Origin of the sequence: Brucella sp., assembly GCF_032066345.1 — a bacterium.
Classification (GTDB): Bacteria; Pseudomonadota; Alphaproteobacteria; order Rhizobiales; family Rhizobiaceae; genus Brucella; species Brucella pseudogrignonensis.
Genome location: NZ_DAMBKZ010000026.1, coordinates 38,378 through 63,607 on the forward strand (window position 1 = coordinate 38,378; position 25,230 = coordinate 63,607).

Consider the following 25,230-nt stretch of genomic DNA (forward strand, 5'->3'; position numbering starts at 1 on the left):
CCGGCAGCAGACCGGCGTTACGCCAGCGAGCTGATCATATCAGGACGGAAACCGGCCCAATGGGATTCACCAGCAACAACAACCGGCACCTGACGGTATCCGAGGCCCTGAACGAGATCGTACGCATCGGCATCGGCGGAAATGTCGATGACAGCATATTCAATGCCCTGACGGTCGAGCGCGCGGGTGGTTGCGGTGCACTGGACGCAGGCGGGCTTGCTATAGACGGTAACGTTCATTTTTTCCTCACTGGGGATGGAGCATTTCCAGCACTGTCGCAGAAGCATTTGGCGTTGGAGAATGCGTATAGACAGATGTTTTGATCCACTACGCCTCACACGAATGAAGGCGCAAAAGGGCGTTCGCGCATGATGAAATGCGCGTGAAAAGCAACGAAAACTGAGAGGTACAACGCGCTTTAACAGCGCGAATCCTTCAAACTAGCCCGTAAATGGCGGACCGGAACTGTTTGGTCTTGAATTACTCGACATGCTTGTCACCCCGAAGCTTATGAGAGGGATATACGGGGCACCAAAAGACATGGCAGTACAATGCCATAACTTATCGCGCGCCAACCGGACACCCCGCCCGTGGACGTTCTCGTTCAAGGCAGGTCTCCTGGCTCACGGCTCATCGCTCGCATCCGTCTTCCCGGCCTGTGCCAGTGACATCTGGATTTGAGCTCGCCGCTTACAGTTGCGGGGGCAGCTACGGCTTAACAACATCCATCATGGATACCGCGCACCGTATTCCCATCTTCGCTTTTGATCCTCACGAATCGTAAGAACCTTGAACACAAGATATAGTATCTGAAGTTAAAAAGTCGTCAATGGATAGACGGTTCAAAAAAACTAAATCTAGCCTTTGTTTCGTCCAGCCTGTGAATAGCAGGGATATGTAGCCGACTATTCCACAGGCTTGATCGGTTTGGGCCGAAACTCGGGCTTTATGGCCTTCAAAGCCATGCGATCCACTATATGTGGTGCCAGAAGTTTCAGCCAGCGCCCCAAACGCATTTGACGTGTCATCAACACTTCGCGTTTGCGGTTGGTGATTCCATCCAGCATCAGCTCGACGGCCCGCTGAACAGACATCATATCGTCTTCGCGCACACCGCTCATACCAAGAGCACCACCGCTGGCACCATAACCCGTCTTACGAATGTCAGTTTTGACAACACCCGGATAAACGATCGTCACCGAAATACCAGTGGGCTCAAGCTCCGATCGCAGCGCCTCGCAAAACCCCGAGAGCGCAAATTTGGTGCCACTATAGGCGGTGCGTCCCGGCACACCTATCAGCCCGGCAACAGACGACACCGCAACAATGCGTCCTTTGGTTTTGGCCAGATACGGGAGTGCTGCATGGATCGGCCAGACGCTGCCCCAATAGTTAAGCTCCATCAGATCATGCATCCATTGTAAGTCTTCCGGTTTGATCTCGGAAAAATTGGCATGGGCCGACATGCCCGCATTCACAATCAGCGTATCGATCCGCCCAAATGCAGCGGCCGTCTTTTCGATAAGCGCAATACAGGCATTGTGATCCGTGACATCGGTTGGAACGACCAATACCTGACTGCCCGATTGTTCAAGCTCGGCAGCAAGTGCCTGCAACTTCTCGGCATTGCGCGAAGCAAGAACCAGTGCCGCCCTCGCACCATCCCGCGTACTGAGCTGTCGCGCGGTTTCAGCGCCAATGCCATCGGATGCACCTGTTATGATCGTTACTTCCATGAAGCCCTCCCTTGCTCGCATGAATAAGCGCGTTCCGAGCTTACATTCCCGCTTGTCAGGCCGTCCAGTACAAGGATTTCGGGTATAGCCACATCTTAGTGGTCTGATTCCAACATTTGCTTCTACCGGTTCATGGGCTGAGCAAATATTGGAAATGCCCTATCCGTTTGCTTTTAAGAGTATCTTGTTCCGAAAACCGCTTCGCACTTTTCGGGATGCGCTCCAGGCTCACAAAGCCGTGTGGCCTGCGCGACAAAGAGTTTAACGAAATCAATGACCTGCTGAACCTGCTCGTCGAGGCAACTATTGAATCGATTAAAATCCTTCGTCTTGGTCGAAGGGATAATTTGACAGCCGGGCTTTATATCCTGTATCGATCTATTAAATCCTGAACATTGTTCAATATATTGAACAATTAAGAAGAGGTCCTCCCAAGCATCTCTTCAGACGACCGATGCACCGGCTGCATCGGAAAACTGTCGGTCTGGCTTTCCTATACGTGAAAGCCGGACCGCTTGAAACCCAGCGCCTTTGTGCCGGCGAGGAATGAGAGACCTCGGCGCTGGGGAAATATGAATAAGGGTGGAAATTATGACTGTAGGTATCAAGCCATTTTCGTTCGACACGGTCGGCTCAATGCTTGTCGAGTGGGGGGCTGCAAAGCGTCTCGGCGAAATTCTGGGCGAGCGTTTCTCAGAACGCAAAATCCTCATCGTAACCGACAAGGGCCTGCACAAGGCTGGCGTTCTCAACGAAGCGCTTGCTTCGCTTGAAAAAGCTGGCTTCGGCATCAGCATTTTTGATGCCGTCGTTGCCGATCCGCCGGAATCGGTTCTGTTTGAATGTGTCGATCAGGCCAAGACAGCCGGTTGCGATATCGTGCTGGGCCTCGGCGGCGGCTCTTCGATGGATATTGCAAAGCTTGCTGCGGTGCTTATCGTCTCCGAGCAGGAACTGTCTGAGCTGTATGGCATTGGCAAAGTTCAGGGCACGCGCCTGCCGCTGATCCAGATCCCAACCACTGCTGGCACCGGATCGGAAGTGACAAACATCACGATCCTGACCACCGGCGAAACCACCAAGATGGGTGTCGTTTCCCGCCAGCTATATGCAGATTTCGTCATTCTGGATGCAGAATTGACCTGCGGTCTGCCAGCGCTTCACACTGCAGCCACCGGCATCGACGCCATGGTGCACGCGATTGAAGCTTATACCAGCCGCATCAAGAAAAATCCGCTTTCCGACGCTTTCGCGCGTGAAGCGTTGAAGCTCCTGTCGGCCAATCTGGTTGCAGCCTGCGAAAACGGCAAAGATCGCCATGCCCGCGAAGCCATGCTGCTTGGCGCAAACTATGCCGGTCAGGCCTTCTCGAACTCGCCGGTCGGCGCCGTTCACGCGTTGGCTTACCCACTCGGCGGTCACTATCATGTACCCCATGGCCTCTCCAACGCCCTGATGCTCGGACCGGTTCTGCGCTTCAACATGGCGGGCGCCGCTGAACTTTATGCAGAGCTTGCAGACCTGCTGCTCGGCAAATCGGAAGGCACGACAGAACAACGTTCAGCAGCTTTCGTTGATTATATGGAAGACCTGATGAACCGCTCTGGCGCACCACGCCGCCTGCGTGACGTCGACGTCACCGAAGAAAGCCTCGAAACGCTTGCCCGTGATGCAATGCTTCAAACACGTCTTCTGGGTAACAACCCTGTTGATGTGACGGAAGCTGACGCGCTGGCGCTTTATCGCGAAGCATTCTGATCCAAACATATAATTTAACGAGCATCCCGGAAGAGCGCGCCTGATAGCTGTTCTTCCGGAGCTTTGTTTCGTCCTTTCGGAGTAAAATCTTGAGCACTGAACGCATCGATGGTCAGGAGCAGCCATATTGGCCTGCCGGACCGTTCAAAATCCGTCTGCCTTTCGTTCATTATAAATTCGAGTGGCCTGATTATTGTCAGGGCCTTCTGATGTGTGCGGTCGACCTCTCGGCCATTCCACTGATGGCGGAACTTCTGGGAATGCCATTTGAAGTGGCGCTGGCCGTCGTTGTTCTCAACGGCCTGTTCTACCTCACACATCACCTGCTCGGCGACCCAGTCGTTCCGGGCTGGATCACCCCTGCCGTGCCACTCATCATGGCATATTGCGCCACCTTCCCCGAAGGTCCGGAACGCATTCATGCCCTTGTCTCCTTCCAGATGACGTTGGGGCTACTGTCGATATTCATCGGCGCGACAGGCATCGCAAACCGCGTCATTGCCGCTATTCCGCAGGCGATTAAATCCGGCATCATCATCGGTGCTGGCTTTGCAGCTGTCATTTCCGTGTTCAAGGTTGGCGGCAACTTCGACATTTTCCCGTTCACCATCGCGATCTCGATCGGCCTGTGCTTCTATTTGATGTTCTCACCGCAGTTCGCACGTCTTTCCCGCAATGGCGGCTTTTTCGGCCTGATCGGAAAGCTCGGCGTTCTGCCGTGCATCCTGCTTGCCGTTATTGTTGCTCCATTGTTTGGCGAAGCAAAATGGCCTGAATTCCAGTGGACGATCTCGTCGCCGGATTTCACGACGCTCTGGCGCGAATACACGATCTTTGGTCTCGGCATGCCACCGCTCTCGATGTTCCTAACGGCTCTGCCGACGGTTCTCGCAACCTATATCGTTCTCTTCGGTGACGTACTGAAAACCAAGTCGATCCTCGGCGAAGCACAGCTTCAGCGACCGGATGAAAAGATCGATTACAGCGCCGACCGCGCCCACCTCGTTTTCGGTATCCGAAACACCGGCATGTCGGTGCTCGGCCCCGATGTGACCATGTGCGGACCTGTATGGGCTGCGATGCAGGTCGTCATCTGCGAACGCTTCTCCAAAGGCAAGAAGTCCATGCACTCGATCTTCGGCGGTGCAGGCTCATTCCGCTGGGGCACCAATACCGGCCTGTTCCTGATGCCAATCGTGACACTGGTGCAGCCGATCCTGGGTGTAGCACTAACCCTGACGCTGCTCATTCAGGGTTATGTTTCGGTGCGTATCGGCGTAATGGAAGCCCGCTCGCAGCGTGATCTCGGCATCGCCGGTGTCACGGGTGCCGTTCTAGCAACACGCGGCGCTGGCTGGGCTTTTGCCACCGGCGTTGTGCTCTGCCTGATTATCTATGGCCGTGACTTCTTCAAGGGCGAGACCGATCGCACCTTCGTCAAGGACCAGCAATCGCAGTAATCTGACCAAAAAGTCTCCCGGAGGAACACCGGGAGACTTTCACTTCGAATAAGTTACCCAAAGGCAGATTTGCCTCTTCAAGAAGATTCCTATAGATTTCAGCCGCAGTCCGGCAATCGCATTTCTCCTCCCAACGTCTATTGCCGCGCGCTGCGTGTCAATTCGGAGTAAAAATTGCGTAGTGAACAATCTATTCTTCAAATATCCATAGCAGTTACTATTTTTGTTGCAGGCTTTGGTGTCGTTTTCGGCCTTTTGTCTGGCTCATTTTCTATTGTCTTTGATGGTGTTTACATGTTTGCCGACGCTGCAATGAGCGGGCTTGCACTTGTTGTTGCCCGGCTAATTGCACTCTCTGCGCTACCAGAGCCTCCAAGCGGGAAATTGCGTGATCGCTTCACCATGGGTTTCTGGCATCTTGAGCCGATGGTTCTGGGCCTCAATGGCATCATGCTGACCGGCGTTGCCATCTACGCACTCATCAACGCCATCGGCAGTCTGATGCATGGTGGCCGCGATCTCGAATTCAGTTACGCGATCTTCTACGCAGTTGTTGCTCTGATTGCCTGCCTCGGCATGGCATGGCTCGAAACCCGTGCGAACCGCAAATTGAAATCCGACTTCATTGCGCTTGATGCCAAGGCGTGGATCATGTCGGGCGGCATTACCGCTGCACTCCTGATCGCCTTTCTGGTCGGTTATTTTATTCAGGGAACCCGGCTCGACTGGGTGACGCCTTATATCGATCCAGCCGTTCTGGCCCTTGTCTGTATCGCCATCATTCCTATGCCGATTGGAACCATCAAACAGGCGCTTGCAGACATGCTGCTTGTGACTCCTCTCGATCTCAAACAGCATGTGGATCAGGTTGCAAAAGAAGTCGTTGAGCGCAATGGCTTCAAGTCTTATCGCGCCTATGTCGCCAAGGTTGGGCGCGGCAAGCAGATCGAACTCTACTTCATCGTGCCGCCCGATCAGCCCGCCAGAAAGCTCGAAGAATGGGATGCATTGCGCGATGAAATCGGCGATGCGCTTGGCGGTGAAGGCCCGGACCGCTGGCTGACGATTGCCTTCACCACGGATGTTGAATGGGCCGTATAGCGGCCCATTTTCACCAGCCATTATTCAGTACGCTGTCGCCGTTTCGTCATCAGCATGGGTGCATATTCGAGAACATACAGCCCAAAGGCCAGCATCCAGAGAAGCGCCGATGCCGCAAGGAATGTATGAAAGAAATTTGGCATCATTTCCGCGAATGGGCGGATCAGCGCTGACAATATCAGGCACAGATAGGCAATTTGGGTTGTGGGCGAAGCGACAAGTTCACGTCCCGTATGCCCCCGGGTGGCACGGGTCATCACTGCCAACATCATACAGCCAATGACACCCACGGTCATAACGTGAAGAGCCGAAAATGGATTAAGCTGTTCGAGTGCTGCCAGCGCTATGGCAACAAAACCGGCAGGCACAAAGAAATATGCAACGTGCAGGACAAGAACGAGCTTGTCTTTTACCACGCTCCATCCGCGCCAGCGATAAAGCCGCACAAGATGCAGACCAGCGGCGATGATTGCGATGACAGCTGTCAACGAATGCTCTGGAACCACAATCCAGCTCACACAGGCGATGGCACCGACAAGAATAGCAAGACCATCATAGCGATTGAACGGCACCGGAAAGCGCTTGGCACCCATGCGATTAAGCCAATTGCGCGTGAAGCTTGGGATGATCCGTCCACCGATTAACATAACCAGAAGCACATAAGCACTAACTCCGGCACGATTGGCAGTGGCTATGTCGCCATTCGTTATCGCCAGATAATGGAAGCAGAAATTGGCAAGCATAACGATTGCCACGCCGATCAGAACCTTAAGGTTTTTCCACTGATGGCCGGCAATGATTTCGCGCGACGCGATAAATAGAAGCAACGGCAGAAAGAGGCTTTCAATGCCGATTGCGATATAGAGATTAACAAGATCGGGAACCAGAAAAACCAATCGCCCTAGGAGCCAGACACTGAACAACAGGGCAAGCGATGTTCCCGAAACGGGCAATCGGCCTGTCCAGTTCGGAACAGCCGTCAAAAGAAATCCAGCAAGAATGGCAGACGAAAAGCCCAACACCATCTCATGGGCGTGCCAGTTGAGCGCGCCATAGGCGCCGCCAACCGTCAGACCGAATGTGAGGGAGAGTATCCAGAGCAGCATGGCCAGAACGGCCCATATTGCACCACCCAGAAAAAACGGGCGAAACCCATAGCTGAAGATCGCCGGGCCTGTCTTTTTATAGCCGCGCGCAATCGCACCACGACGTTCGGAGGGCATTCCTATGGGGGCTGTTTGGGCAGTTGAGGCTGCGGGGGTGGCCAGCAGGCCTTCCTTTATTGTCATGACGTCCTCATCATGTAACCGCAGCCAGAGCGCATCGTATCTGTCTCGAATTTACCTGCGCTCTAGCATTATAGAGTTATGCAGCACGGCTACATATTTGAAACCCATTATTTCGCGCTGGCAATTGCCTTTTCGAGACGCGCTTGAACGGGTTTGGGCTTCTTGGCAGCAACGATTTCGTCAAGATTGGCTGGATTGTCACCGACAACGATCAGAGCAACCATGCCCATCGCATAGTGCGGCGTGCACTTGACAAAATATGCGCCGGGTTCGGAGACGGACAGAACGTAATTCTCGTTAATCTTGCTTTTGAATTTTTCCGCAGCCGCTGGGATCATATCCTTGATCGACTCGACATTGTGTCCCTTGTCGACCGGAATAAATGTAATCGTGTCGCCGGGATTTGCCTTGATGTAGGAAGGCTCAAAAACCATTGCACCTTCAGCACCCTTATTGAGCATGTGAACCTCAATATTTTCGGCCAAAGCGGGAGCAGCCATCGCAAAGCAAAGTCCGAATGCTGCGAATGGGATTGCAAACTTACGCATCTAATTTCATCTCCATGGGCCGGCCTCTGCAGCATCACGATGGTGCCCGAAGAACCGCGCTGTTGGAGATTTAGACTGACTCCGTTTCAATCTCTTTGATTGGGATCAAACACATTCAATATTGTTGATTATGACAGTCAAATATCCCGAATGGTCTGACACGGCGACCCTAGATCGATCACGAAACAAAGGTGATTTGCATCAATTCTCGAAGCTCTGCTTCAGCAAACAATCGAGATTGCATGCCAAAACGAGCGTGACTTGCACGCCACACTCCGCGCTAAACACAGATTTCACGTAAATTGAAAGTTGTCATTAACACAATGATTTCAGCTCCTTGCAATGTGTTTCAAAACGCACCCGCAAATGTGATCGCTGTTTGTGTTGACTATTAACACTTCGTTAACCACAGTTTGTTGCAATCTGTTACATAGCGTTACAATCGCATTCGCAGGCCATATCGATACGAGGTGCATATTGGAAAAAATACGGCAGATAGAACAGCAGTCCTTTCAGGTAAGGAATAGCTCTGCCGTGTCCCAGATGACATCGTTTTGGGGCCTTATGCGCGCCTATTGGGTATCCGACCGCTGGAAAGAAGCCTGGGCCCTTACAATCGCGATCTTTATTTTCACCGCCTTCATCAGCAAAACCACTGTCTGGGTCGCCGAGGCTTCGGGGCTTCTGATGAACTCTATCGTTAATGTCAAAAGCGCCCCAGTTCAGAACCCGCTTATGGCAATTGCCATGAATGCTGGCGTGCTGATCCTGTTGATGTTGGCCAAGGACGTGCTTCTGGTCGGCTTCCGGCATCTTCTGTCTACGACATTGCACCGCAAATGGCGCAAATGGCTGAACGACAGCTTCTCTGATGCGATGCTGGATCGTAATCATACCCATTTCCATCTGCAGCAGGGCAAGGGTTCAAACCTTCCCGACAATGTTGACCAGCGCCTGCAGGAATCCATCAAGGGTATGACGGGCGGCGCAATCGGTCTTGTGATGGGTGTTGTTGGCGTCGTGCTTTCGGCCTTCTTCGTTGGCCAGAAGCTATTGGAGATTTCGACCGAAGTAACCGGTCTTGAGTTCCTCGGCTCTTACGGTGGTGCAATTCTGGCTTTCACAGCGATCATTATCTATGTGCCAATCGGCACACTGATTGCAATCAAGATTGGTCGCCAGCTGGAGCGTCTTAATCTCGGTATGCAGAAAGCTGAAGGTTCCTATCGTGGAGAGTGGACCACGCTTCTGCGCCGCAGTTTCCAGATATCAGCCTCTGAAGGCGAATCCGTCCAGCGGTCCGTGAACAAGCGTCTTTACAAAGACGTTGATGGCACCTGGAACAAGCTCAATCGCTTCGATGCTGCCTATCTCGCCTTCTCGCAAGCCTATGGGTTCATGTCGAACCGCATCATTGCTTATATTCCGGGCCTTGTTCCCTATATGAGTGGCGCAGTCAGCTTCCGTAATTATGTGACTGGCGCGGAACTTGTTGCAGCCATGATCAATGATTGCTCTTGGTTTATTCAGGTCATGCCAGCCATTGCCAATCTTCGGGCGAATGCCGGTCGTGTGACGGGTCTTGCTCAGGCAATCGATAGTGTTCAGGAGCCGGCCGCATTCTATGCAACGTCGGGCGTCAACCGCTTCAAATTCTCCACCCAGCATGCACGCTTTGGTCTTTCCGTCCGTGATCTCACGCTTATGCAGGGACCAGACAGCGAAGCACCTTTCCTACGTTCCGGCGTGATAAACATCCGCAGTGGAGACTGGGTTTACATGCGTGGAGAGTCCGGCTCAGGGAAAACCTCGTTCATCAAGGCACTGAACGGCCTTTGGCCCTATGGCACCGGCGACATCATCTATCCGCAAAATGCGAAGTCAATTTATGCAACACAGGAAGCAAAATTTCCTTCGGTCTCACTGAAGCAACTCGTCTGCCTTCCTGATGATGAAGCAGAATTCAACGATCTCTCTATTGCTGTTGTGCTGCATGAAGCTGGTCTTGGCGAATTTATCGAACGTATGAACGATGCGGATGCCGACGGCTCACCATGGGATATGGTGCTTTCCGGTGGACAAAAGCAGAAGCTGGTGCTGGCACGCATTCTGCTGCATAAGCCTGCTGTCATCTTCCTTGACGAAGCTACAGGCGCACTCGATCCTGCATCGAAGCTTCGGTTCCACACAGCACTCAAGACGCGCTGCCCTGACGCTATTGTCATCAGCATCATGCATGAAGAAAAACTTCCAACGCTGGAAAACGGCGAAAGCGTCTATTCGCATGTTCTTGAAATTCGCAACGGATATGTCTCGCTGCGCCCAACCCACTACACAATCGATACGGGTGTAGCCATGGTGGCAGCGGAATAGAGAAAAGAAAGCTAAGAACGATCCGCCTTTGAGAAGGGGATTTCTTGTTCAGCTATATAAGCCAAGTCATCATGGTCGAATGGATTACACAAGCTATGTCTATATCGCGATAGCCTTGCTGCCCTTCGTTGCCTGGGGATCAATCATCATCGCCCTGTCCAAAAAAGGCGAAACTAAACAGCAAAGCCTATCCAGAGCGAACAGAGCCGCAGAGCACGAGCCCGCGGTTGAAGTATCCATCATTCCTTACGGATTGATTTTCCCACTTCATTACAGCTATCCATCAGACCGCCGTAATCTGGGCTGAAAGCCGATCCGGCCAAATGCTGACATTTGACCGGACGCTTATTTTCAGGCCGCAGCCAGATCTGAAAAATCACCCTGGCGCGTAAACGCAATGCCCTTGCTGTCGAACAAATGGCAGGACTGCGGATCGATACCAATCCTGATTGCGGCATCACCGCTGATTGGTGCTGTGCCCGGCGTGATGATACAGAAGGTTTCGCTCATGCCTTCCGGCACGCTGTAAACAATAGTCTGCTGTCCAAGGCGCTCAACCACGGAAGAGCGCACGGTGATCGTGGTTGGGCCTTCGCCAATCGTCACATGCTCGGGACGAATGCCCAATGTGAGCGTCTGGCCGACTTCCGGACGAGCCGCTTCTTCACAAAGAACCGGCAGAACCAGTTCATTGTCTGCAAGCTTCACACGGGCATAACCATTGCTCTCAAAACCAGCAAACGTCACCGGCAGCATATTCATGCGCGGGTTGCCGATGAAGCCGGCAACGAAGCTGTTGCGTGGGCGATGATACAGTTCAAGCGGCGTACCAACCTGCGAGATGTTGCCACCTTCAAGCACAACGATACGATCAGCCATGGTCATGGCTTCAACCTGATCATGCGTCACATAGATCATGGTTGCGCCAAGCTGCTTGTGCAGCTTTGTCAATTCGATACGCATGTCGGCACGAAGCGCTGCATCAAGGTTTGAAAGCGGCTCATCGAACAGGAAAATCTTCGGTTCACGCACAATCGCACGGCCAATGGCCACGCGCTGGCGCTGACCGCCGGACAACATGCCAGGCTTCTGCTCAAGACGCTGATCCAGATGCAGGATCGAGGCCGCATGTTCCACCTTGCGCTTGATGGTGGCGTTGTCGGCACCTTCGACACGCAGTGGGAATGCGATATTTTCGTAAACGCTCATATGCGGATAGAGCGCATAGCTCTGGAACACCATCGCGATGCCGCGCTTGACCGGAGGCAGGTCGTTGACGCGCTTTTCATCGATGACGATATCGCCCGATGTCGTATCCTCAAGGCCCGCGATCATACGCAGAAGTGTGGACTTGCCGCAGCCCGATGGTCCGACAAAGACCATGAACTCGCCTTCGTTCACTTCAAGGGATACGTTCTTGACGACGTCAAACTGGCCGAAGCTCTTGACAATATTCTTGAGGGATAATTTTCCCACGCTGCTCTCCTGCGGCCGCAAATTCGTGTCCGATACACCGCCCTGACGCTAATCGCGGCAGGGCGGATCATTTATCGATTTAGTTCAGCTTCTTCAGCTCTTCATCTGCCTTCTTCAGTGCATCTTCAGGCTTTGCATCGCCTGTAATGACGGACTGAACCATGGCAATCATGACGTTCTGGAAACCGCGCCAGTCGGTGAAGAGTGGCTCTGCACCACCGTACTGAATGCCTTCGATCAGAGGGCGCCAGTAAGGAATGTCTACCATCACTTTATCAACTGCAGGCGACGGACGCATTGGCGTCAGGCCTTCATCGGTTGCCAGTTCATACTCTTCCTGAACGGCAGGCGAAGTGATGTACTTGGCGAACTCGGCAGCCTTTTCCTCAACGCCCGAATCCTTGAAGATTGCGAGAGAGTCGGTCACGACCAGCGTACCCGGACCCTTGGCATCTGGACCAAGCGGAAGCGTTGCGATACCCCAGTTGAACTTCACGTCCTGAAGGCGAACAGCAGCACCCGATCCGCCCTGGATCATGCCAACCTTGCCGTCGAGGAAAATGGCGCGAACTTCGTTCTGTTCGTAAGCCGTCGGGCCTTCCTGCGCATATGCCTTGATGTCGTTATAGGCATTGAGTGCAGCAAGAACCTGCGGGTTGTTGATGACGACTTCACCCTTGTCGTTCACGATCTTGCCGTCATTGGTGTAAACCCAATGCAGGAACTGGTGAACGGTGTTGTCAAAGGTCTTAGCCGACAGACCGTAGCCCGGAATGCCGGTCTTTTCCTTGATGATCTTGGCGAATTCGATTTCTTCAGCCCAGGTCCGTGGTGGCTTTTCAGGATCGAGACCAGCCTGCTTGAACAGGTCCTTGTTCCAGTAGAGAACCTTGGTCGAAAGCGCGATCGGAACGCCCCACTGGGTGCCGTCATAGGTAACGGTTTCAACGACGTGTGGGAAATAGGTTGCCTTTTCCTCATCCGTCATCGGAACAGACACGATCATGTCGTTGTCAGCAAATTCCTTGAGCGTGCGCGAACCGACATAGGCGATTGCTGGCGGCGTGCCTGCAGCAGCAAGTGTGGTTGCCTTGTCCTGGCACTGTGCCCAGCCGACTACTTCAACAGCGATCTTCCAATCCGGGTTCTTTTCTTCCCAGGCCTTGATGTATTTGTCATGCGTCTTGTCGAGCTTGTCGCCGCAATAGATCCAAGAGATCTCCTGCACTGCTGCTGATGCACCAAGCGTGCCCAGCATCGTGCTGCCTGCGAGAACAAGCGCCGCAGCCCCCATTTTGAATATCGTCGTCACCTCTGGAAACTCCCTTATGTTGTTAGATTGTGTAGACGGATTGTTATTGCTTCACAGCACCCGCAGTCAGACCCCCGACCAGATAACGCTGTAAAACGAAGATAATGATCATCGCCGGTGCGATACCCACAAAGGACGCCGCCATCAGCTCATTCCACACGACTTCCTGCTTGCCGAAGAAGGCAAAGAGGCCAACCGGCAGCGGCATGTATTCCGCCTTGGAATTGAACGTCAGCGCGAAGATGAACTGCTGCGCATAGGCACCGATGAAGGTGGTGATCGCCACAACGATGATACCCGGCATGGCGATCGGCAGAATGACACGGCGCAGCGTATAGAACTGGCTCGCGCCATCCATATAGGCAGCTTCATTCAGCTCACGCGGAATACGCATCATGTACGTGCGCAGCAGCCAGATCGCCGCCGGAATGAGGAATGCCACACCCGGCACGATCATCGCTGCATAGGTGTTGAGCAGCTGGAAGCTGCGCATCAGGCGGAACAGCGGGATCAGCAGAACCGCGCCCGAGAACATGTTGATCGCCAGAAAGCCACCGAGGATCAGACCTGCGCCGCGAAACTCAAAACGCGAGAAAGCGTAGGCCGCAGGAACCACCAGAATAAGAACGATGATCGTGACCACCGAGGAAATAAAGAACGAGTTGAAGATATAACGTCCGAACTCGGGCACGCTCTTCCACATCGAGAAATAGGCATTGAAACTGCCATTCTCGGGCCAAAAGGTATAGGGCGACGAGAACAACTGATTGAGCGGCTTCAGCGAAACCAGAAAGCCCTCGATGAACGGCGCCAGCAGGAAAAACAGGAAGACTGCAATTCCCACATAGGCAGCGATCTTTTCATACCATGTATAGCGGTCGATAAGCGGCGTATTTTGCGGTTGGCTCATTATGTTTCCCCTTACGCAAGTTTTTCGGGGCTGATGCGCCGCGTGACACGGAAATAGGCCAGGCAGAACAGCGAGAGGAATATGCAGATGGTGACGGCACGCGCCGCACCTTCACCGTAACGCTTCGAGCCAATAGCCGTCTGATAGGTGTCGATAATCATCGTGGTGGTCGAGCCGTTCGGGCCGCCCTGCGTCAGAATCCAGATGATGTCGAATGAGTTGAATGTCGCAATGGTCGAAAGCATCGACATGGTGATGATGGCAGGCAGCATCAGTGGTAACGTTACCCGGCGGAAACGATACATGCGGCCTGCGCCATCAGTCCAGGCAGCTTCATAGAGATCCTTCGGGATCGCCTGAAGGGCCGCAAGGAAATAGAGCGTCACCATTGGCACGCCGATCCAGACGTCAGTGACAATCGTTGCCCAGAAAGCCGTGCTGCCATAAGCAAGGAACGCAACCGGTCCATCGACAAGTCCCGCGCGCTGGAGCATACCGGAAATCATGCCGAACTGTCCGTTATACATCCAGCTCCACATGAAAATGCCGATAGCCATCGGCACGATCCACGGCGGCATAATCATCAGGCGGAACAGGGCGCGTCCCGGCAAAGCCATGTTGAGAAGCACCGCTCCAAACATGCCGATCGTGATCTTCATCATCACCGAAAAGAACGTCCAGATGAATGTCCGGCCAATGACGGCCAGAAACTGCGCATTGGCGATCTTTTCATAATTGGCCCAGCCAACCCAATTGGTTGTGCGACGCAACGATGCATCTGTGAAGGACAAGATGAAGGTGTCGATCAGCGGGTAGGCCACGATGGCCAGCACATAGATGAGTGCCGGCGCAAGCATGACCCACGCAAAGATGACTTTGGAGCGTTGCATTCCCATTTATCAGATCAAACTTTCTGAAGAGCTGCGTCAAAGCGGTCCCAGACGGGACGCAGATCGATGACCGTGCGCTTTTCGCGCGCTTCATCCATTGCCATGGCAAGAATGCCTGCTTCCATCGCATCAAGCGGTGACACAGGAAGCGGTCCGGCATTCATGACATGCGCGATCACTTCTTCCGCCATCTTTTCGTCAGCGCCGTAATGCTGCGAAAGCTCGGTGCGTGTCGCATATTCCTTGTGAATGGTGCGCTTTTCGTTCAGCACTTCATGCACATCGAAATAGCCGCGAATGAAATCGCCCTCAGCCTGACCACGCGTTCCAAAAATCGCAAAGCGGCGGAACTGGTCCGGCGCATTCAGATTTGTGTGGAAGTTCATGCCGACGCCATTGGCATATTCAATGATTGCGACCTGATAATCGATGATGTCGCCATCGGAATCGAAAACCTTGTCCGAACCTTCCCAGCCCGTCGGCTTGCGATGGAACAGCGACATGTCGTTGATGCCTTCACGACGCGGATCATTTTCCGGAATGAAGGTCTTGCGGCCACCAAAGCTTGCAACCCGCTCAGGGCGCGAGCCGATCACGCTGTTGTAGAGATCGAGATCGTGACAGCATTTTTCGAGAAGGAAGCTGCCCGACCACTTCGAATAGCGGCGCCAGTCGCGCATGAAGAATGCGCCATGATATGGATAAATGTGCTCTGCGGCTTCAACCGAAACGATATTGCCGAGCAGACCGTCATTCTTGGCCTGCATCAGATCGCGATACATCGGCGCGTAGCGCAGCACGAGACCAACCAGCAAACGCTCCTGACCGTGCTTGGCAAGAAGCTCAGCCAGCGCATAGGTCTGCTCAATAGACGACACAATCGGCTTTTCGGTGAAAACGGTAAGACCCGCTTCAAGACCCACACGAATATGATCGAGATGCATGTGGTTTGGCGAGCCTATCATCAGAAGATCGAACGTCTCATTGGCGATCAACTCTTCCGGCGTTGCATATTGCTTGCCAGCCGAAATGCCATGCTCATCCAGTTCTGCCATGCCCGCAGGGGCAGGATCGACATAGCCGACAATCTGAAAATCGGGATCGAGCGCATTGAAGACAAAACCCAAATAACCCAGACGATAGCCTAGTCCTACAATGCCGACTTTCACGATAAACTCCCATGCGGTTTTTAGTAAGATGAAAATCTACACCACAAAATGTCAAGAAAAAACACACAGAATTTAGCAAAACAAAAACTTTTCACACAGACTTGAAGCGGTTCAGAAACAGCATTCCTGCACACCTGCCTTAAAAGAAATCATATTGCTCGAAATCGGATCAATATGTTCAAACTGCAATCATCGCGTGCATAAATTGCAATTTTCATTAATTAAAACAACTGATTAAATCAGGTAATCCCTCGTTGTTCGCCTGTCAGAACGCGCTGAACCACTATGTTTATGCCATAAATTCTCACTGCATGAGCCGCATGAAGTCATGCTAAATCCGCAACAAAAGAATTTAATAACCATTAAATTATAAGCGCATGAATTTTAGGATGGACAAAATTCATTGAAGGCGCTGATATAGTTACTAACAAAACCAAACCCTCAATACCGCATGATTTGAAGCCTACGCGACCGAGACTCAGCGGGATTGCACATATCTGGAACGCGCATTTGTCGAAAGCGGCTTTAGCCTTTCGCAATGCGTTTAAATTTGCTGGTGGAGAATTGCATGCCTAGCCTATTCCGACTTGAAAATTCGTGGATCGCAAATCCCGCACCAGCCGGAACTATGACAATCGAAGTGTTTAACCTGTCGGATGAAACCCTGACCGATTTCTCGCTTTGCTACACCAGCATCACCCGCATTGTTGGAGAGCCGCAGATCACGAATGGACACTTTGTCCTGCATGATGGCAGCTTCAACGAAATAGCTGCGCCCAAAGGCTTCACATTGAAGCCGGGTGGAACATGGATGGTGAGCGTCGCACCACTTAATCGCTCACCGTTCCATGTTAATGACGGGGCGAAGACGGCTTATCTCAAATGTGCCGATGGCCGTTTGATCCACATTGAGACCGGCGAACTCGCACTTTCGGGACAGAACCTCCCTCTGCCCGGCCCGCGTCTGCCGGAAGGCCGTCTTACGCTTCCGTTTGCCCTGCTGCCATGGCCCGTGAAATTCGAAGCTGAAGCAGGCAGCACACCAATTGCTCTGCATCCCGCAGAGGGCACAGATCTTGCAGGTCTGCGTGCGCTTTCGCTGGTGGAATCACTCCGTGCGCGGTTGTTCCCACAGGCACGTCAGGTCTTTTCGCTCAAGCCCGTCGAAGGCGGCCGCGCCGTTTCTATCAAAACCGATACGGGTATCAAAAAGAGCGGCTTTACCATCGATTTCACCGCTGATCTGATCACGGTTACGAGCGCCGATGCCGACGGCACGCGCCATGGTCTTGTCGCTCTTGCGCACATTCTTGATGGCGCAAAGCAGGATGCAGAACGCTTCAAATTCCCGGCTTCGGGTCGCATTGAAGATGCTCCACGCCATGACTGGCGCGGCTGCCTTCTGGATGTTTCGCGTCATTTCTGGACGCATGATGAAGTCACGCGCTTCCTCGACATCATGGCCTGGTATCGCCTCAACACCTTCCATTGGCATCTGACCGACGATGAAGCATGGCGCATTGAAATTCCGGAACTGCCGGAACTGACAGGGATTGGCGCAACCCGCGCTCCGAACAGTGCAATGCTGCCGCAGCTTGGCGATACGACTGAACCCTCGCACGGTTTCTATACGCAGGCACAAATTCGCTCGGTTGTCGAACACGCGCAATCACTCGGCATTGAAGTGGTGCCGGAAGTCGACATGCCCGGCCATTGCAAGGCGGTACTGACCGCTCTGCCGTATCTCCAGGATCGCAATGAAGCCAATGAGTCCTACAAAACTGTTCAGGGCTTCACGAACAATGCGCTCAATCCCGCCATGCCCGCGACATGGGAATTTGTGAAGACGATCCTTGACAATATCGTCGCTCTCTTCCCGGGTCGTTATATCCATATCGGCGGCGACGAAGTGGCAGATAATTCATGGATTGGCTCGCCGCTTGCACGCGAATTGATGGAACGCGAAGGGCTTGAAGGCACATTTGAACTGCAATCATGGTTCATGCGCAAGCTCAAGATCATGCTGGAACAGCGCGGCCGTGTTCTCGCTGGCTGGAACGAAGTCGCGCATGGCGGCGGCGTGCAGCCGGAAGGCACTTTGCTGATGGCATGGCAGGCACCTGAAATCGGCATTGAGCTTGCAAAGCAGGGTTATGACGTCGTCATGACGCCGGGTCAGGCCTATTATCTCGACATGGCGCAGTCGCATAACTGGTGGGAGCCAGGCGCTGGCTGGGCGGGCGCTTCCACGCCGGAAGAAAGCTATGCTTACGAAGCTGCTGGCGATTTCCCGCCGGAACTGGCGCAGCATCTCAAGGGTGTTCAGGCATGTATCTGGTGTGAACATTTCACCACGCACGCCTATTTCAACGACCTCACCTTCCCGCGCCTGCTGGCGGTGGCCGAAGCGGCATGGACACCAGCATCGGAAAAGGATTGGCTGCGCTTTGCTGTGCAGGCACGCCGTCATCCGCTATTCTGATCCTCATGTCCTGTGCGGTTTCAGCCGTGCAGGACAAAGCCTATTGTGAAAATAGTGGCGCACTGAATGTCGACCTCGAGCCTCGATCTTGTCCGGCAATATCCGATCGTGCGTGCCAGCACGATCGCGATCCTGTTTTTTGGTTTCGCGGGGGCGGCCACAACGCCATATCAGCCGATTGTCGGCATCCGCGTCATCGGCTTAAGCGACTTCACCTATTCTGTCGTGGCCTTCTGTGCCGTCGTCGCCAATCTCGCGGCCAGCATTGCCATCGGGCTGGTTTCTGACCGCATCGGGCGTTATCGCGCGCCGATGGTTATCGTTACAGCACTTGGCATTGCAGGTTTCGGCCTGATCTGGCTTTTTCCGTCGCCGTGGGTCTTTGCACTGGCAACCATTGGCCCAATCGCGCTTTTTAACGTCGTCAGCACGCTTTTGTTTGCCAATATCCGCAACCATTCCGCTGGAATGACACCGATTGAACTTGGCGATTCGATCACCATCGTTCGCATGGCAATTTCGATTGCATGGATTCTTGTGCCCGGACTTGTCGGTGCAGCGCTCGCCGGAACCGGCTCACCTCTGACCGCCTATTCCTTTGCAACGCTGCTTTCGCTCGGTTGTTTTCTGTCGATCATAACGCTTATGCCCCATGATCATAAGCCAGACAAAAACGCGCAAAGCACAAAGCCATCAAGCCTTGCAGATCTTCAGCGCCTGATTTCACCCGGCGTTTTCATCCGGTTGATCGGAACCGCGCTCATAACCTCGGTGTTGCATGTGAATGCTATTGCACTTCCGCTGATCATTACCGGGCGCGGTGGTGGATCGGTCGAAGATGTCGGCATGGTCATGGGCTTCGTGGCAGGGCTTGAAGCAATTCTCATGCTGGTCTGGGCGCGCATTGGCCGTCGCAAAAGCCAGATCAGCATCTTCTTTGTCGCATCATTGCTTTACGCAATCTATCTTGTCTGGCTTGCATTCCTCACCACACGATGGGAGATTTACGCCGCATCAGCGATTGGGGGGATCGGCGCTGCTGCAATCGTGAGCCAGCCAATAAGCTATCTGCTTGGCATCATTCACGATCGGCCCGGCCTGTCGGCCTCCCTGATCGCAATCAACATGTTTGTCGGCGGTGGCATCGGCACAGCGCTTTTTGCGATTGGCACAAGCTTTGCTGGCTATGGAACTGTCACCATCATGGGGGCTATCGCAGGACTGGCCGGTGTCGCGATACTGGCAAAGGTAGAATACAAGAAAAACTGAGGGGATTGCTTTGAGCCGGATACTACTGGAAGTCTGCGTCGATGATGCTGAAGGACTGGACGCCGCGATCAAAGGCGGTGCAGATCGGATTGAACTTTGCGCAGCACTCGCAATCGGCGGGCTGACACCTTCCATCGGTCTCATGCAACTTTCAGCCAAAGCGCCAATTCCGATCATGGTAATGATCCGGCCCCGCGCTGGCAGCTTCGTCTGGACCGAAGATGAATTGCAGATCATGGAAGCCGAAATTGCAGCAACACGCGCCCTCGGCCTCGCAGGTGTCGTGATTGGCGCCAATCTGCCCGATGGCAGGCTTGATAGACCTGCATTGCAGAGACTGGTCAAAGCAGCCGATGGTCTTGAGATCGCACTGCATCGCTCAATCGATCTTACCCCTGACGCGGCAGAGGCCGTGCAAATAGCTATAGAGCTTGGCATCAACCGGATTTTGAGTTCAGGCGGCGCCTTGAAAGCCGTATCCGGCCTCGACCGCCTTGCGGAAATGCAGAGTGCTGCCAAAAACAAAATCACCATCATGCCGGGTTCGGGCGTGAATATGGGAACATTTGCCGAGATCGCTGCGGCATTGCCTGATCTCACTGAAATTCACGCATCCTGCAGTGCGCCCATCGCTGCGGATGAGGTTTTGCTGAATTTCGGCTTCGCCATACCGGGTGCAACAAGAACTACGGCAGCCAAAGTTACCGAACTGCGCGCAGCCCTCAAGGCAATTGCCGATGGCAGGCAGCCGCCTTCCTGATTTAAGCAGCCATCCGTGCTCAGGAATGGCTGACATGCAAACGGAGCAAAACAAAATTTGTGTTAAAATAAACAACTGACATTAGAAATTTGTGTTGAAGTAAAATTTTCTTTTCAATAGAAAATTACAACACAAGGAAAGGGCCGGAGTTGCAACCGACAGAAGACCTCTATCAGACTGTGCAAGCAGCAGTGCCGGAGCTTACTCCGAAGCTGCGTGGCATATGCCTGTTGATCGAAAACGATCCGGTAGGCTTCATTCGCTCAACTGCACGCGAATTGTGCAACCAGCTTGGTACTTCAGAACCAACTCTCATCCGCTTCTGCCAGCGATTTGGCTATGCGGGCCTTGCCGATTTCCGCATTGATCTCGCTTTGTCGCTTGCTCAGCGCCCCGGCCTCGTGCCCGCTGGTGTGGAAGCCAATCCGGTTGATCGTCGCGCCGTCAATTTCGACGCCAAGGATGCAATCGGACGCAAGGCAGTCAGTCTCCTTGAAGGCGATACCGCGGTACTGTTCGATAACGGCTCCAGCACCGAAAGACTGGCAGCGCATCTGGGCGATCTTGCACCGCTTATCGTCATGACCCGCAGTCTCGACGTTGCGCAGACCGTGCTTCGCCACAAGCAGCATCAGGTGATGCTGACCGGCGGCAGCATCCGCCGCGAAACCATGTCGGTCTCCGGACGACTGGTCGATACGGCACTTTCGGAAATGCGCTTCGACACCTTTGTCATGGGTGCAGACAGCATTGAGCCAGAAACGGGCGTCAGCACTTTTCTGGAAGACGAGGCCCATGAAAACCGCGCGATGATCGAGGCTTCTGGCCGTGTCATCGTTCTGGCCGACAAGACCAAATTCAGCAAACCACGGCTGCATCGTATCTGCGCAATGGATCGGATTACGGCGATCATAACCGATCTTGAACCCAATCACGAAATAGCCAACCGCATCCGCGAACGCGGCGTGCGTGTCATCAGTACTCAAGAGGACGGCGTTAATGACTAAACTGGAAACGAGCCACACCTGGCAGGAAATTCATGCACAGCCGGGGATCTGGCAGGCTTGGGCAGCGCCTCTTGCCACCCAGTCGGCTGAAATCCGTGAATGGATCGCCGCCAAGGGTATCAAGCGTATCGTTTTCAGCGGCGCAGGCACCTCGGCTTTCATCGGTCAGGCTCTTGCATCGGTCAAGGCTGGCGCGATTTCGCTTAACGCCATTCCGACCACCGACATCGTTTCCAATCCGTCTGAGACGCTGTCTGATGATGGCGAACTGCTCGTTGTGCAGTTTGGCCGTAGCGGCAACAGCTCGGAAACCATCGCGACGCTCGACCTGCTGGACGAGCATTTCCCGAAGGCACACCGCCTCAACATCACCTGCAATGGCGAAAGCGCACTGGCCGTTCGGGCAGCGAAAGGCCCGGGCGAACAGCGCGTGATCGTTCTGCCAGCAGCAACGCACGATCAGGCTTTTGCAATGACGTCGAGCTACACGACAATGCTTTTGTCGGCGCTCGCCTGCATCGATGGCAATGTTGATGTCGCCGACACGCTTAACAAGCTCTCGGCTGCAGGTATTAAGGCACTTGCACAGCTCGACGCAACGCCTGCCCCGCATCCAGACCGCGCAATCTTCCTGGGCTCCGGAGCACTGACCGGCGTTTCGCGCGAAAGTGCACTCAAGGTTCTGGAGCTGACCGCAGGTCAGGTCATGACAAACTGGGACAGCACGCTCGGCTTCCGTCATGGTCCAAAAGCTTCGGTTGTCGGCAACACCCGCGTTGTGGTCTTCATTCACCCGGATCAGCATACCGCGCGCTATGATCGCGACATCGCAGTTGAAATTGCTCAGCAGTTCCCGACAGCGACTGTTACGACCGTTGGTGGCGAAGGCTGTGATCTTGCGCTTGATCTTACCGGCGACAGCCGCTGGGATGCCGTACTCTACGTGCTTCTGGCGCAAATCTGGTCTGCCCGTTGGTCGGCAGAACTCGATCTCAACATCGATAATCCATTTATTGATCAGGGCAACCTGACACGCGTTGTTTCCGGGGTTAAGATTTACCCCTTTGCAGCATGAAACACGAGGTCAGCATGATCTGCGGCGCCATTGATCTGGGCGGCACCAAAATTGAGGGCCGCCTGTTCGACGCAAATATGGAAACGGTTCTGACACGGCGTATTCCAACGCCTGTCAGCGACTTTGAGGCCTTTATCGATGGGCTTTCGGCGCAGATTGAATGGCTGACCGAGACGGCGGGCAATCCAAATCTGCCCATCGGCATCAGCCTGCCGGGCTGGATTGATCCAGCCACCGGCCACGGCTTTGCATCCAATATTCCCATCACCGGTCGCGATGTGGGTACAGCACTAGTCAAACGTTTCGGGCGCAGCTTTCCGCTCATGAACGACTGCATGGCTTTCGCCTATTCGGAAGCGCATGGCGGTGCAGCCGAAGGCAGCGAAGCGATGATTGGCCTGATTGTCGGCACCGGCATGGGTGCTGGTGTGGTCATCAATGGCGAGATTCCACCGCGCTATAATGGTCTTGCACTGGAAATCGGTCACACGGGTATGCCTGCGCGCGTTCTGAGCGAGCAGAACCTGCCATTGATTCCTTGCGGCTGCGGCAAGACGGGTTGCATGGAACGCTATGTTTCAGGCACGGGCCTTGCAGATATTTCCAAGATCAAGCTCGATGAGACCATCTCCAATCAGGAATTGACATTGCGCGCGTCCAATGGCGATGCGAACGCAGAAAAGGTTCTCGATGACTGGGCTGATCTGATGGCGGAATCGCTTCTGACCATGCAGCTTGTTGTCGATCCGGATTGCTTCGTTCTTGGCGGCGGCCTTTCCAATATGGATGGTGTAGCCGAACGCGTCTCAAAGGCATTTGAAAAGCGCAAGCTCGGACCCACACGCATACCTGCCATCAGAACTGCACGTTTCGGTGATAGTTCGGGTGCACGCGGCGTTGCGCTCTACGCACTTAATCATTCTGGAGAAAGCCAATGACCCGTCTTGTCGCCCCCGATTATGTCTTTCTGAATGGGCGACTTCATACTGGTCTGGTGGCCGAGATCGGCCAGCATGGCATCACCCGTCTTCGCCCGCGCAAATCGGATGAAACACCGGACCTCACGCCGCATGTGCTGATGCCAGCTTGCATCGACCTGCAGGTCAATGGTGCCGGCGGCGTCATGCTCAATTCGGAAACCAGTGCAAAGGGCATCGCGCATATCATCTCGACACTGCGCAAACTCGGCACTGCTTGGGTTCTGCCAACGCTCATTACCTGCGAGCCGGAGCGCATCATTCAGGCAGCCCATGCAGCCGTTGAATGCAAGGGCATGGATGGCTTCTTCGGCCTGCACATTGAAGGCCCGCATCTCAACCCTGCCCGCAAGGGCACGCATCGCGTTGAATTCATCCGCCCGATGGATGCATCCACGCTTGAAGCGCTGAAAATTCTGCGCAAGGCGGATGTGCCTGTCATGCTGACGCTGGCATCGGAAATGGTGCCGGGCGACACGATCCGCGAGATCGCTGATATGGGTGTCGTGGTTTCCGCCGGTCACACCAACGGCACAACGGAACAGGCGCGCGCCGGGCTTGAAGCTGGCATCAGCTGTTTCACCCATCTTTACAACGCCATGCCGCCAATGACATCGCGTGAGCCGGGCGTGGTCGGCACTGCAATTGGCAGCGATGCTTTCGTCGGCATCATTGTTGATGGACATCATGTGACATGGGAAATGGTCGGCGTCGCATGGCGTGCGCGCCCAAAGCGCGACCGCATGTTCCTTGTATCAGACGCCATGTCGACCATTGGCGGTCCGGATCATTTCGAACTCTATGGCGAGCGCATTGAAGTGCGCGATGGTGCACTTGTTAATGCGGCGGGTTCCCTGGCAGGTGCTCATATCGATATGGTCGGCTGCCTTGCCAATCTCGTTCAGCATGTCGGTGTGCCGCTTGAAGAAGCCATTCGCGCCGCCTGTGTTGTGCCTGCCGATGTGATGGGCGTAGCTAGCCCGAACCTCGGTACGGGAACGCCACTGCCAGAGGTTCTTGCTCTGGATAACAATCTTCAGCGCATTTCTCTCTGAAATTTACCCTATATATGGAGTCCCGTTATGAGCAGCACTCAGACCTTGAGTAAACTTCCCGCCCGCTACGCGAGCGGTGCGCGCGGAGGCATCACCTCAATCTGCTCGGCACATCCTCTCGTTATCGAAGCAGCCCTTCTTGAAGGCATTGCAACCAAGACCGACGTTCTGATCGAAGCCACCTGCAATCAGGTCAATCAGGATGGCGGCTATACCGGCATGACACCGGCCGATTTCCGCCGTTTTGTCGAAGACATCGCAGCGCGTCTCGGCTTTGATACCAAGCACCTTATTCTGGGTGGTGATCACCTCGGCCCCAATCCGTGGAAGCACTTGTCGGCTGAAGAAGCCATGGCCAAGTCCGAAGTGATGATGGATGGCTTTGTGCGTGCAGGCTTCACCAAAATTCACCTCGACACCTCGATGGGCTGTGCTGGAGAGCCGGTTGCGTTGCCTGATGCCGTGACAGCTGAACGTGCAGCACGTCTCGCCAAGGTTGCAGAAAAAGCAGCCGCTGAATCCGGCTTCGATCTGCCTGTCTATATTGTCGGCACGGAAGTTCCGATCCCGGGCGGCGCAATGG

General features: G+C 54.0%; 21 protein-coding genes and 1 riboswitch. Of the genes, 12 read left to right on the forward strand and 9 right to left on the reverse strand.

Translation table 11 applies throughout. The annotated features are described in order from the left end of the window. Positions 1–17 precede the first annotated feature (17 nt). The gene (nrdH, locus tag RT142_RS21810) at positions 18–239 is read right to left on the reverse strand and encodes a glutaredoxin-like protein NrdH (protein WP_007877694.1); all 222 of its coding nucleotides are present in this window, start codon (positions 237–239) and stop codon (positions 18–20) included. 351 nt (positions 240–590) lie between these two features. Next, a riboswitch (cobalamin riboswitch) is annotated at positions 591–807 on the reverse strand. A gap of 98 nt (positions 808–905) precedes the next feature. Continuing rightward, on the reverse strand, positions 906–1,736 hold the full coding sequence (locus tag RT142_RS21815; protein ID WP_313031468.1) for an SDR family oxidoreductase: 831 nt from the start codon (positions 1,734–1,736) through the stop codon (positions 906–908). Between the two features lie 591 nt (positions 1,737–2,327). Here RT142_RS21815 and RT142_RS21820 point away from each other — a divergent pair. The 3 genes from RT142_RS21820 to RT142_RS21830 all read left to right on the forward strand — a co-directional run bounded on the left by RT142_RS21820 (position 2,328) and on the right by RT142_RS21830 (position 6,055). Beyond that, positions 2,328–3,494: an iron-containing alcohol dehydrogenase gene (locus tag RT142_RS21820; protein ID WP_208856179.1), complete on the forward strand. Its 1,167-nt coding sequence runs from the start codon at positions 2,328–2,330 to the stop codon at positions 3,492–3,494. Between the two features lie 89 nt (positions 3,495–3,583). Further along, entirely contained in the window at positions 3,584–4,954 is a 1,371-nt protein-coding gene (locus RT142_RS21825) for a hypothetical protein (RefSeq protein WP_112814331.1), read from the forward strand. Positions 4,955–5,128: 174 nt separating this feature from the next. Beyond that, positions 5,129–6,055 carry a cation diffusion facilitator family transporter gene (locus RT142_RS21830; RefSeq protein WP_079213380.1) on the forward strand — a complete coding sequence of 309 codons (927 nt, stop codon included), beginning with the start codon at positions 5,129–5,131 and terminating at the stop codon, positions 6,053–6,055. A gap of 20 nt (positions 6,056–6,075) precedes the next feature. Here the strand turns inward: RT142_RS21830 and RT142_RS21835 are convergent, their stop codons facing one another. Beyond that, on the reverse strand, positions 6,076–7,344 hold the full coding sequence (locus RT142_RS21835) for an NnrS family protein (protein WP_313031475.1): 1,269 nt from the start codon (positions 7,342–7,344) through the stop codon (positions 6,076–6,078). A 107-nt stretch (positions 7,345–7,451) separates the two neighbouring features. Continuing rightward, complete coding sequence (locus RT142_RS21840) at positions 7,452–7,892, reverse strand: pseudoazurin (protein ID WP_007877676.1); 441 nt, start codon at positions 7,890–7,892, stop codon at positions 7,452–7,454. Positions 7,893–8,426: 534 nt separating this feature from the next. Between RT142_RS21840 and RT142_RS21845 the strand changes: the two genes are divergently transcribed. Further along, positions 8,427–10,265: an ABC transporter ATP-binding protein/permease gene (locus RT142_RS21845; protein ID WP_079213377.1), complete on the forward strand. Its 1,839-nt coding sequence runs from the start codon at positions 8,427–8,429 to the stop codon at positions 10,263–10,265. 351 nt (positions 10,266–10,616) lie between these two features. On the opposite strand, the gene RT142_RS21850 is transcribed toward RT142_RS21845, so the two are convergent. The 5 genes from RT142_RS21850 to RT142_RS21870 all read right to left on the reverse strand — a co-directional run bounded on the left by RT142_RS21850 (position 10,617) and on the right by RT142_RS21870 (position 16,022). After that, positions 10,617–11,741: an ABC transporter ATP-binding protein gene (locus tag RT142_RS21850; RefSeq protein ID WP_064321264.1), complete on the reverse strand. Its 1,125-nt coding sequence runs from the start codon at positions 11,739–11,741 to the stop codon at positions 10,617–10,619. A 79-nt stretch (positions 11,742–11,820) separates the two neighbouring features. Then, positions 11,821–13,035 (reverse strand): ABC transporter substrate-binding protein, encoded by a 1,215-nt coding sequence (locus RT142_RS21855; RefSeq protein ID WP_313031503.1) that lies wholly within the window; start codon positions 13,033–13,035, stop codon positions 11,821–11,823. A gap of 61 nt (positions 13,036–13,096) precedes the next feature. After that, entirely contained in the window at positions 13,097–13,963 is an 867-nt protein-coding gene (locus RT142_RS21860) for a carbohydrate ABC transporter permease (protein WP_007877662.1), read from the reverse strand. 11 nt (positions 13,964–13,974) lie between these two features. Continuing rightward, positions 13,975–14,859: a carbohydrate ABC transporter permease gene (locus tag RT142_RS21865; protein WP_007877661.1), complete on the reverse strand. Its 885-nt coding sequence runs from the start codon at positions 14,857–14,859 to the stop codon at positions 13,975–13,977. A gap of 8 nt (positions 14,860–14,867) precedes the next feature. Further along, complete coding sequence (locus RT142_RS21870) at positions 14,868–16,022, reverse strand: Gfo/Idh/MocA family protein (protein WP_105520042.1); 1,155 nt, start codon at positions 16,020–16,022, stop codon at positions 14,868–14,870. 568 nt (positions 16,023–16,590) lie between these two features. Between RT142_RS21870 and RT142_RS21875 the strand changes: the two genes are divergently transcribed. The 8 genes from RT142_RS21875 to RT142_RS21910 all read left to right on the forward strand — a co-directional run. Further along, on the forward strand, positions 16,591–18,504 hold the full coding sequence (locus RT142_RS21875) for a beta-N-acetylhexosaminidase (RefSeq protein ID WP_113486970.1): 1,914 nt from the start codon (positions 16,591–16,593) through the stop codon (positions 18,502–18,504). Between the two features lie 66 nt (positions 18,505–18,570). Next, positions 18,571–19,773: an MFS transporter gene (locus tag RT142_RS21880; RefSeq protein WP_313031484.1), complete on the forward strand. Its 1,203-nt coding sequence runs from the start codon at positions 18,571–18,573 to the stop codon at positions 19,771–19,773. A gap of 10 nt (positions 19,774–19,783) precedes the next feature. Beyond that, positions 19,784–20,533: a copper homeostasis protein CutC gene (locus tag RT142_RS21885; protein WP_313031488.1), complete on the forward strand. Its 750-nt coding sequence runs from the start codon at positions 19,784–19,786 to the stop codon at positions 20,531–20,533. A gap of 149 nt (positions 20,534–20,682) precedes the next feature. After that, positions 20,683–21,540 carry a DeoR/GlpR family DNA-binding transcription regulator gene (locus tag RT142_RS21890; RefSeq protein WP_007877652.1) on the forward strand — a complete coding sequence of 286 codons (858 nt, stop codon included), beginning with the start codon at positions 20,683–20,685 and terminating at the stop codon, positions 21,538–21,540. Further along, positions 21,533–22,615, forward strand: coding sequence for an SIS domain-containing protein (locus tag RT142_RS21895; RefSeq protein WP_313031491.1), 1,083 nt, complete (start codon positions 21,533–21,535; stop codon positions 22,613–22,615). The genes RT142_RS21890 and RT142_RS21895 overlap by 8 nt, the downstream gene beginning before the upstream one ends. Before the next feature lie 14 nt (positions 22,616–22,629). Next, a complete protein-coding gene (locus RT142_RS21900; protein WP_313031494.1) occupies positions 22,630–23,553 on the forward strand; it encodes an ROK family protein in 924 nt (307 codons plus the stop codon). Next, complete coding sequence (nagA, locus tag RT142_RS21905) at positions 23,550–24,647, forward strand: N-acetylglucosamine-6-phosphate deacetylase (RefSeq protein WP_313031496.1); 1,098 nt, start codon at positions 23,550–23,552, stop codon at positions 24,645–24,647. The genes RT142_RS21900 and nagA overlap by 4 nt, the downstream gene beginning before the upstream one ends. A gap of 27 nt (positions 24,648–24,674) precedes the next feature. Continuing rightward, positions 24,675–25,230, forward strand: a 556-nt coding sequence (locus RT142_RS21910) for a class II D-tagatose-bisphosphate aldolase non-catalytic subunit (RefSeq protein WP_313028992.1), incomplete at its 3' end; no start/stop codon positions are given.

Excerpts from the sequence above, each read along its gene's own strand:
- nrdH (WP_007877694.1), bottom strand. The coding sequence starts at position 239 with ATGAACGTTACCGTCTATAGCAAGCCCGCCTGCGTCCAGTGCACCGCA.
- RT142_RS21815 (WP_313031468.1), bottom strand. The coding sequence starts at position 1,736 with ATGGAAGTAACGATCATAACAGGTGCATCCGATGGCATTGGCGCTGAA.
- RT142_RS21820 (WP_208856179.1), top strand. The coding sequence starts at position 2,328 with ATGACTGTAGGTATCAAGCCATTTTCGTTCGACACGGTCGGCTCAATG.
- RT142_RS21835 (WP_313031475.1), bottom strand. The coding sequence starts at position 7,344 with ATGACAATAAAGGAAGGCCTGCTGGCCACCCCCGCAGCCTCAACTGCC.
- RT142_RS21840 (WP_007877676.1), bottom strand. The coding sequence starts at position 7,892 with ATGCGTAAGTTTGCAATCCCATTCGCAGCATTCGGACTTTGCTTTGCG.
- RT142_RS21855 (WP_313031503.1), bottom strand. The coding sequence starts at position 13,035 with ATGGGGGCTGCGGCGCTTGTTCTCGCAGGCAGCACGATGCTGGGCACG.
- RT142_RS21860 (WP_007877662.1), bottom strand. The coding sequence starts at position 13,963 with ATGAGCCAACCGCAAAATACGCCGCTTATCGACCGCTATACATGGTAT.
- RT142_RS21865 (WP_007877661.1), bottom strand. The coding sequence starts at position 14,859 with ATGGGAATGCAACGCTCCAAAGTCATCTTTGCGTGGGTCATGCTTGCG.
- RT142_RS21875 (WP_113486970.1), top strand. The coding sequence starts at position 16,591 with ATGCCTAGCCTATTCCGACTTGAAAATTCGTGGATCGCAAATCCCGCA.
- RT142_RS21880 (WP_313031484.1), top strand. The coding sequence starts at position 18,571 with ATGTCGACCTCGAGCCTCGATCTTGTCCGGCAATATCCGATCGTGCGT.
- RT142_RS21895 (WP_313031491.1), top strand. The coding sequence starts at position 21,533 with ATGACTAAACTGGAAACGAGCCACACCTGGCAGGAAATTCATGCACAG.
- RT142_RS21900 (WP_313031494.1), top strand. The coding sequence starts at position 22,630 with ATGATCTGCGGCGCCATTGATCTGGGCGGCACCAAAATTGAGGGCCGC.
- nagA (WP_313031496.1), top strand. The coding sequence starts at position 23,550 with ATGACCCGTCTTGTCGCCCCCGATTATGTCTTTCTGAATGGGCGACTT.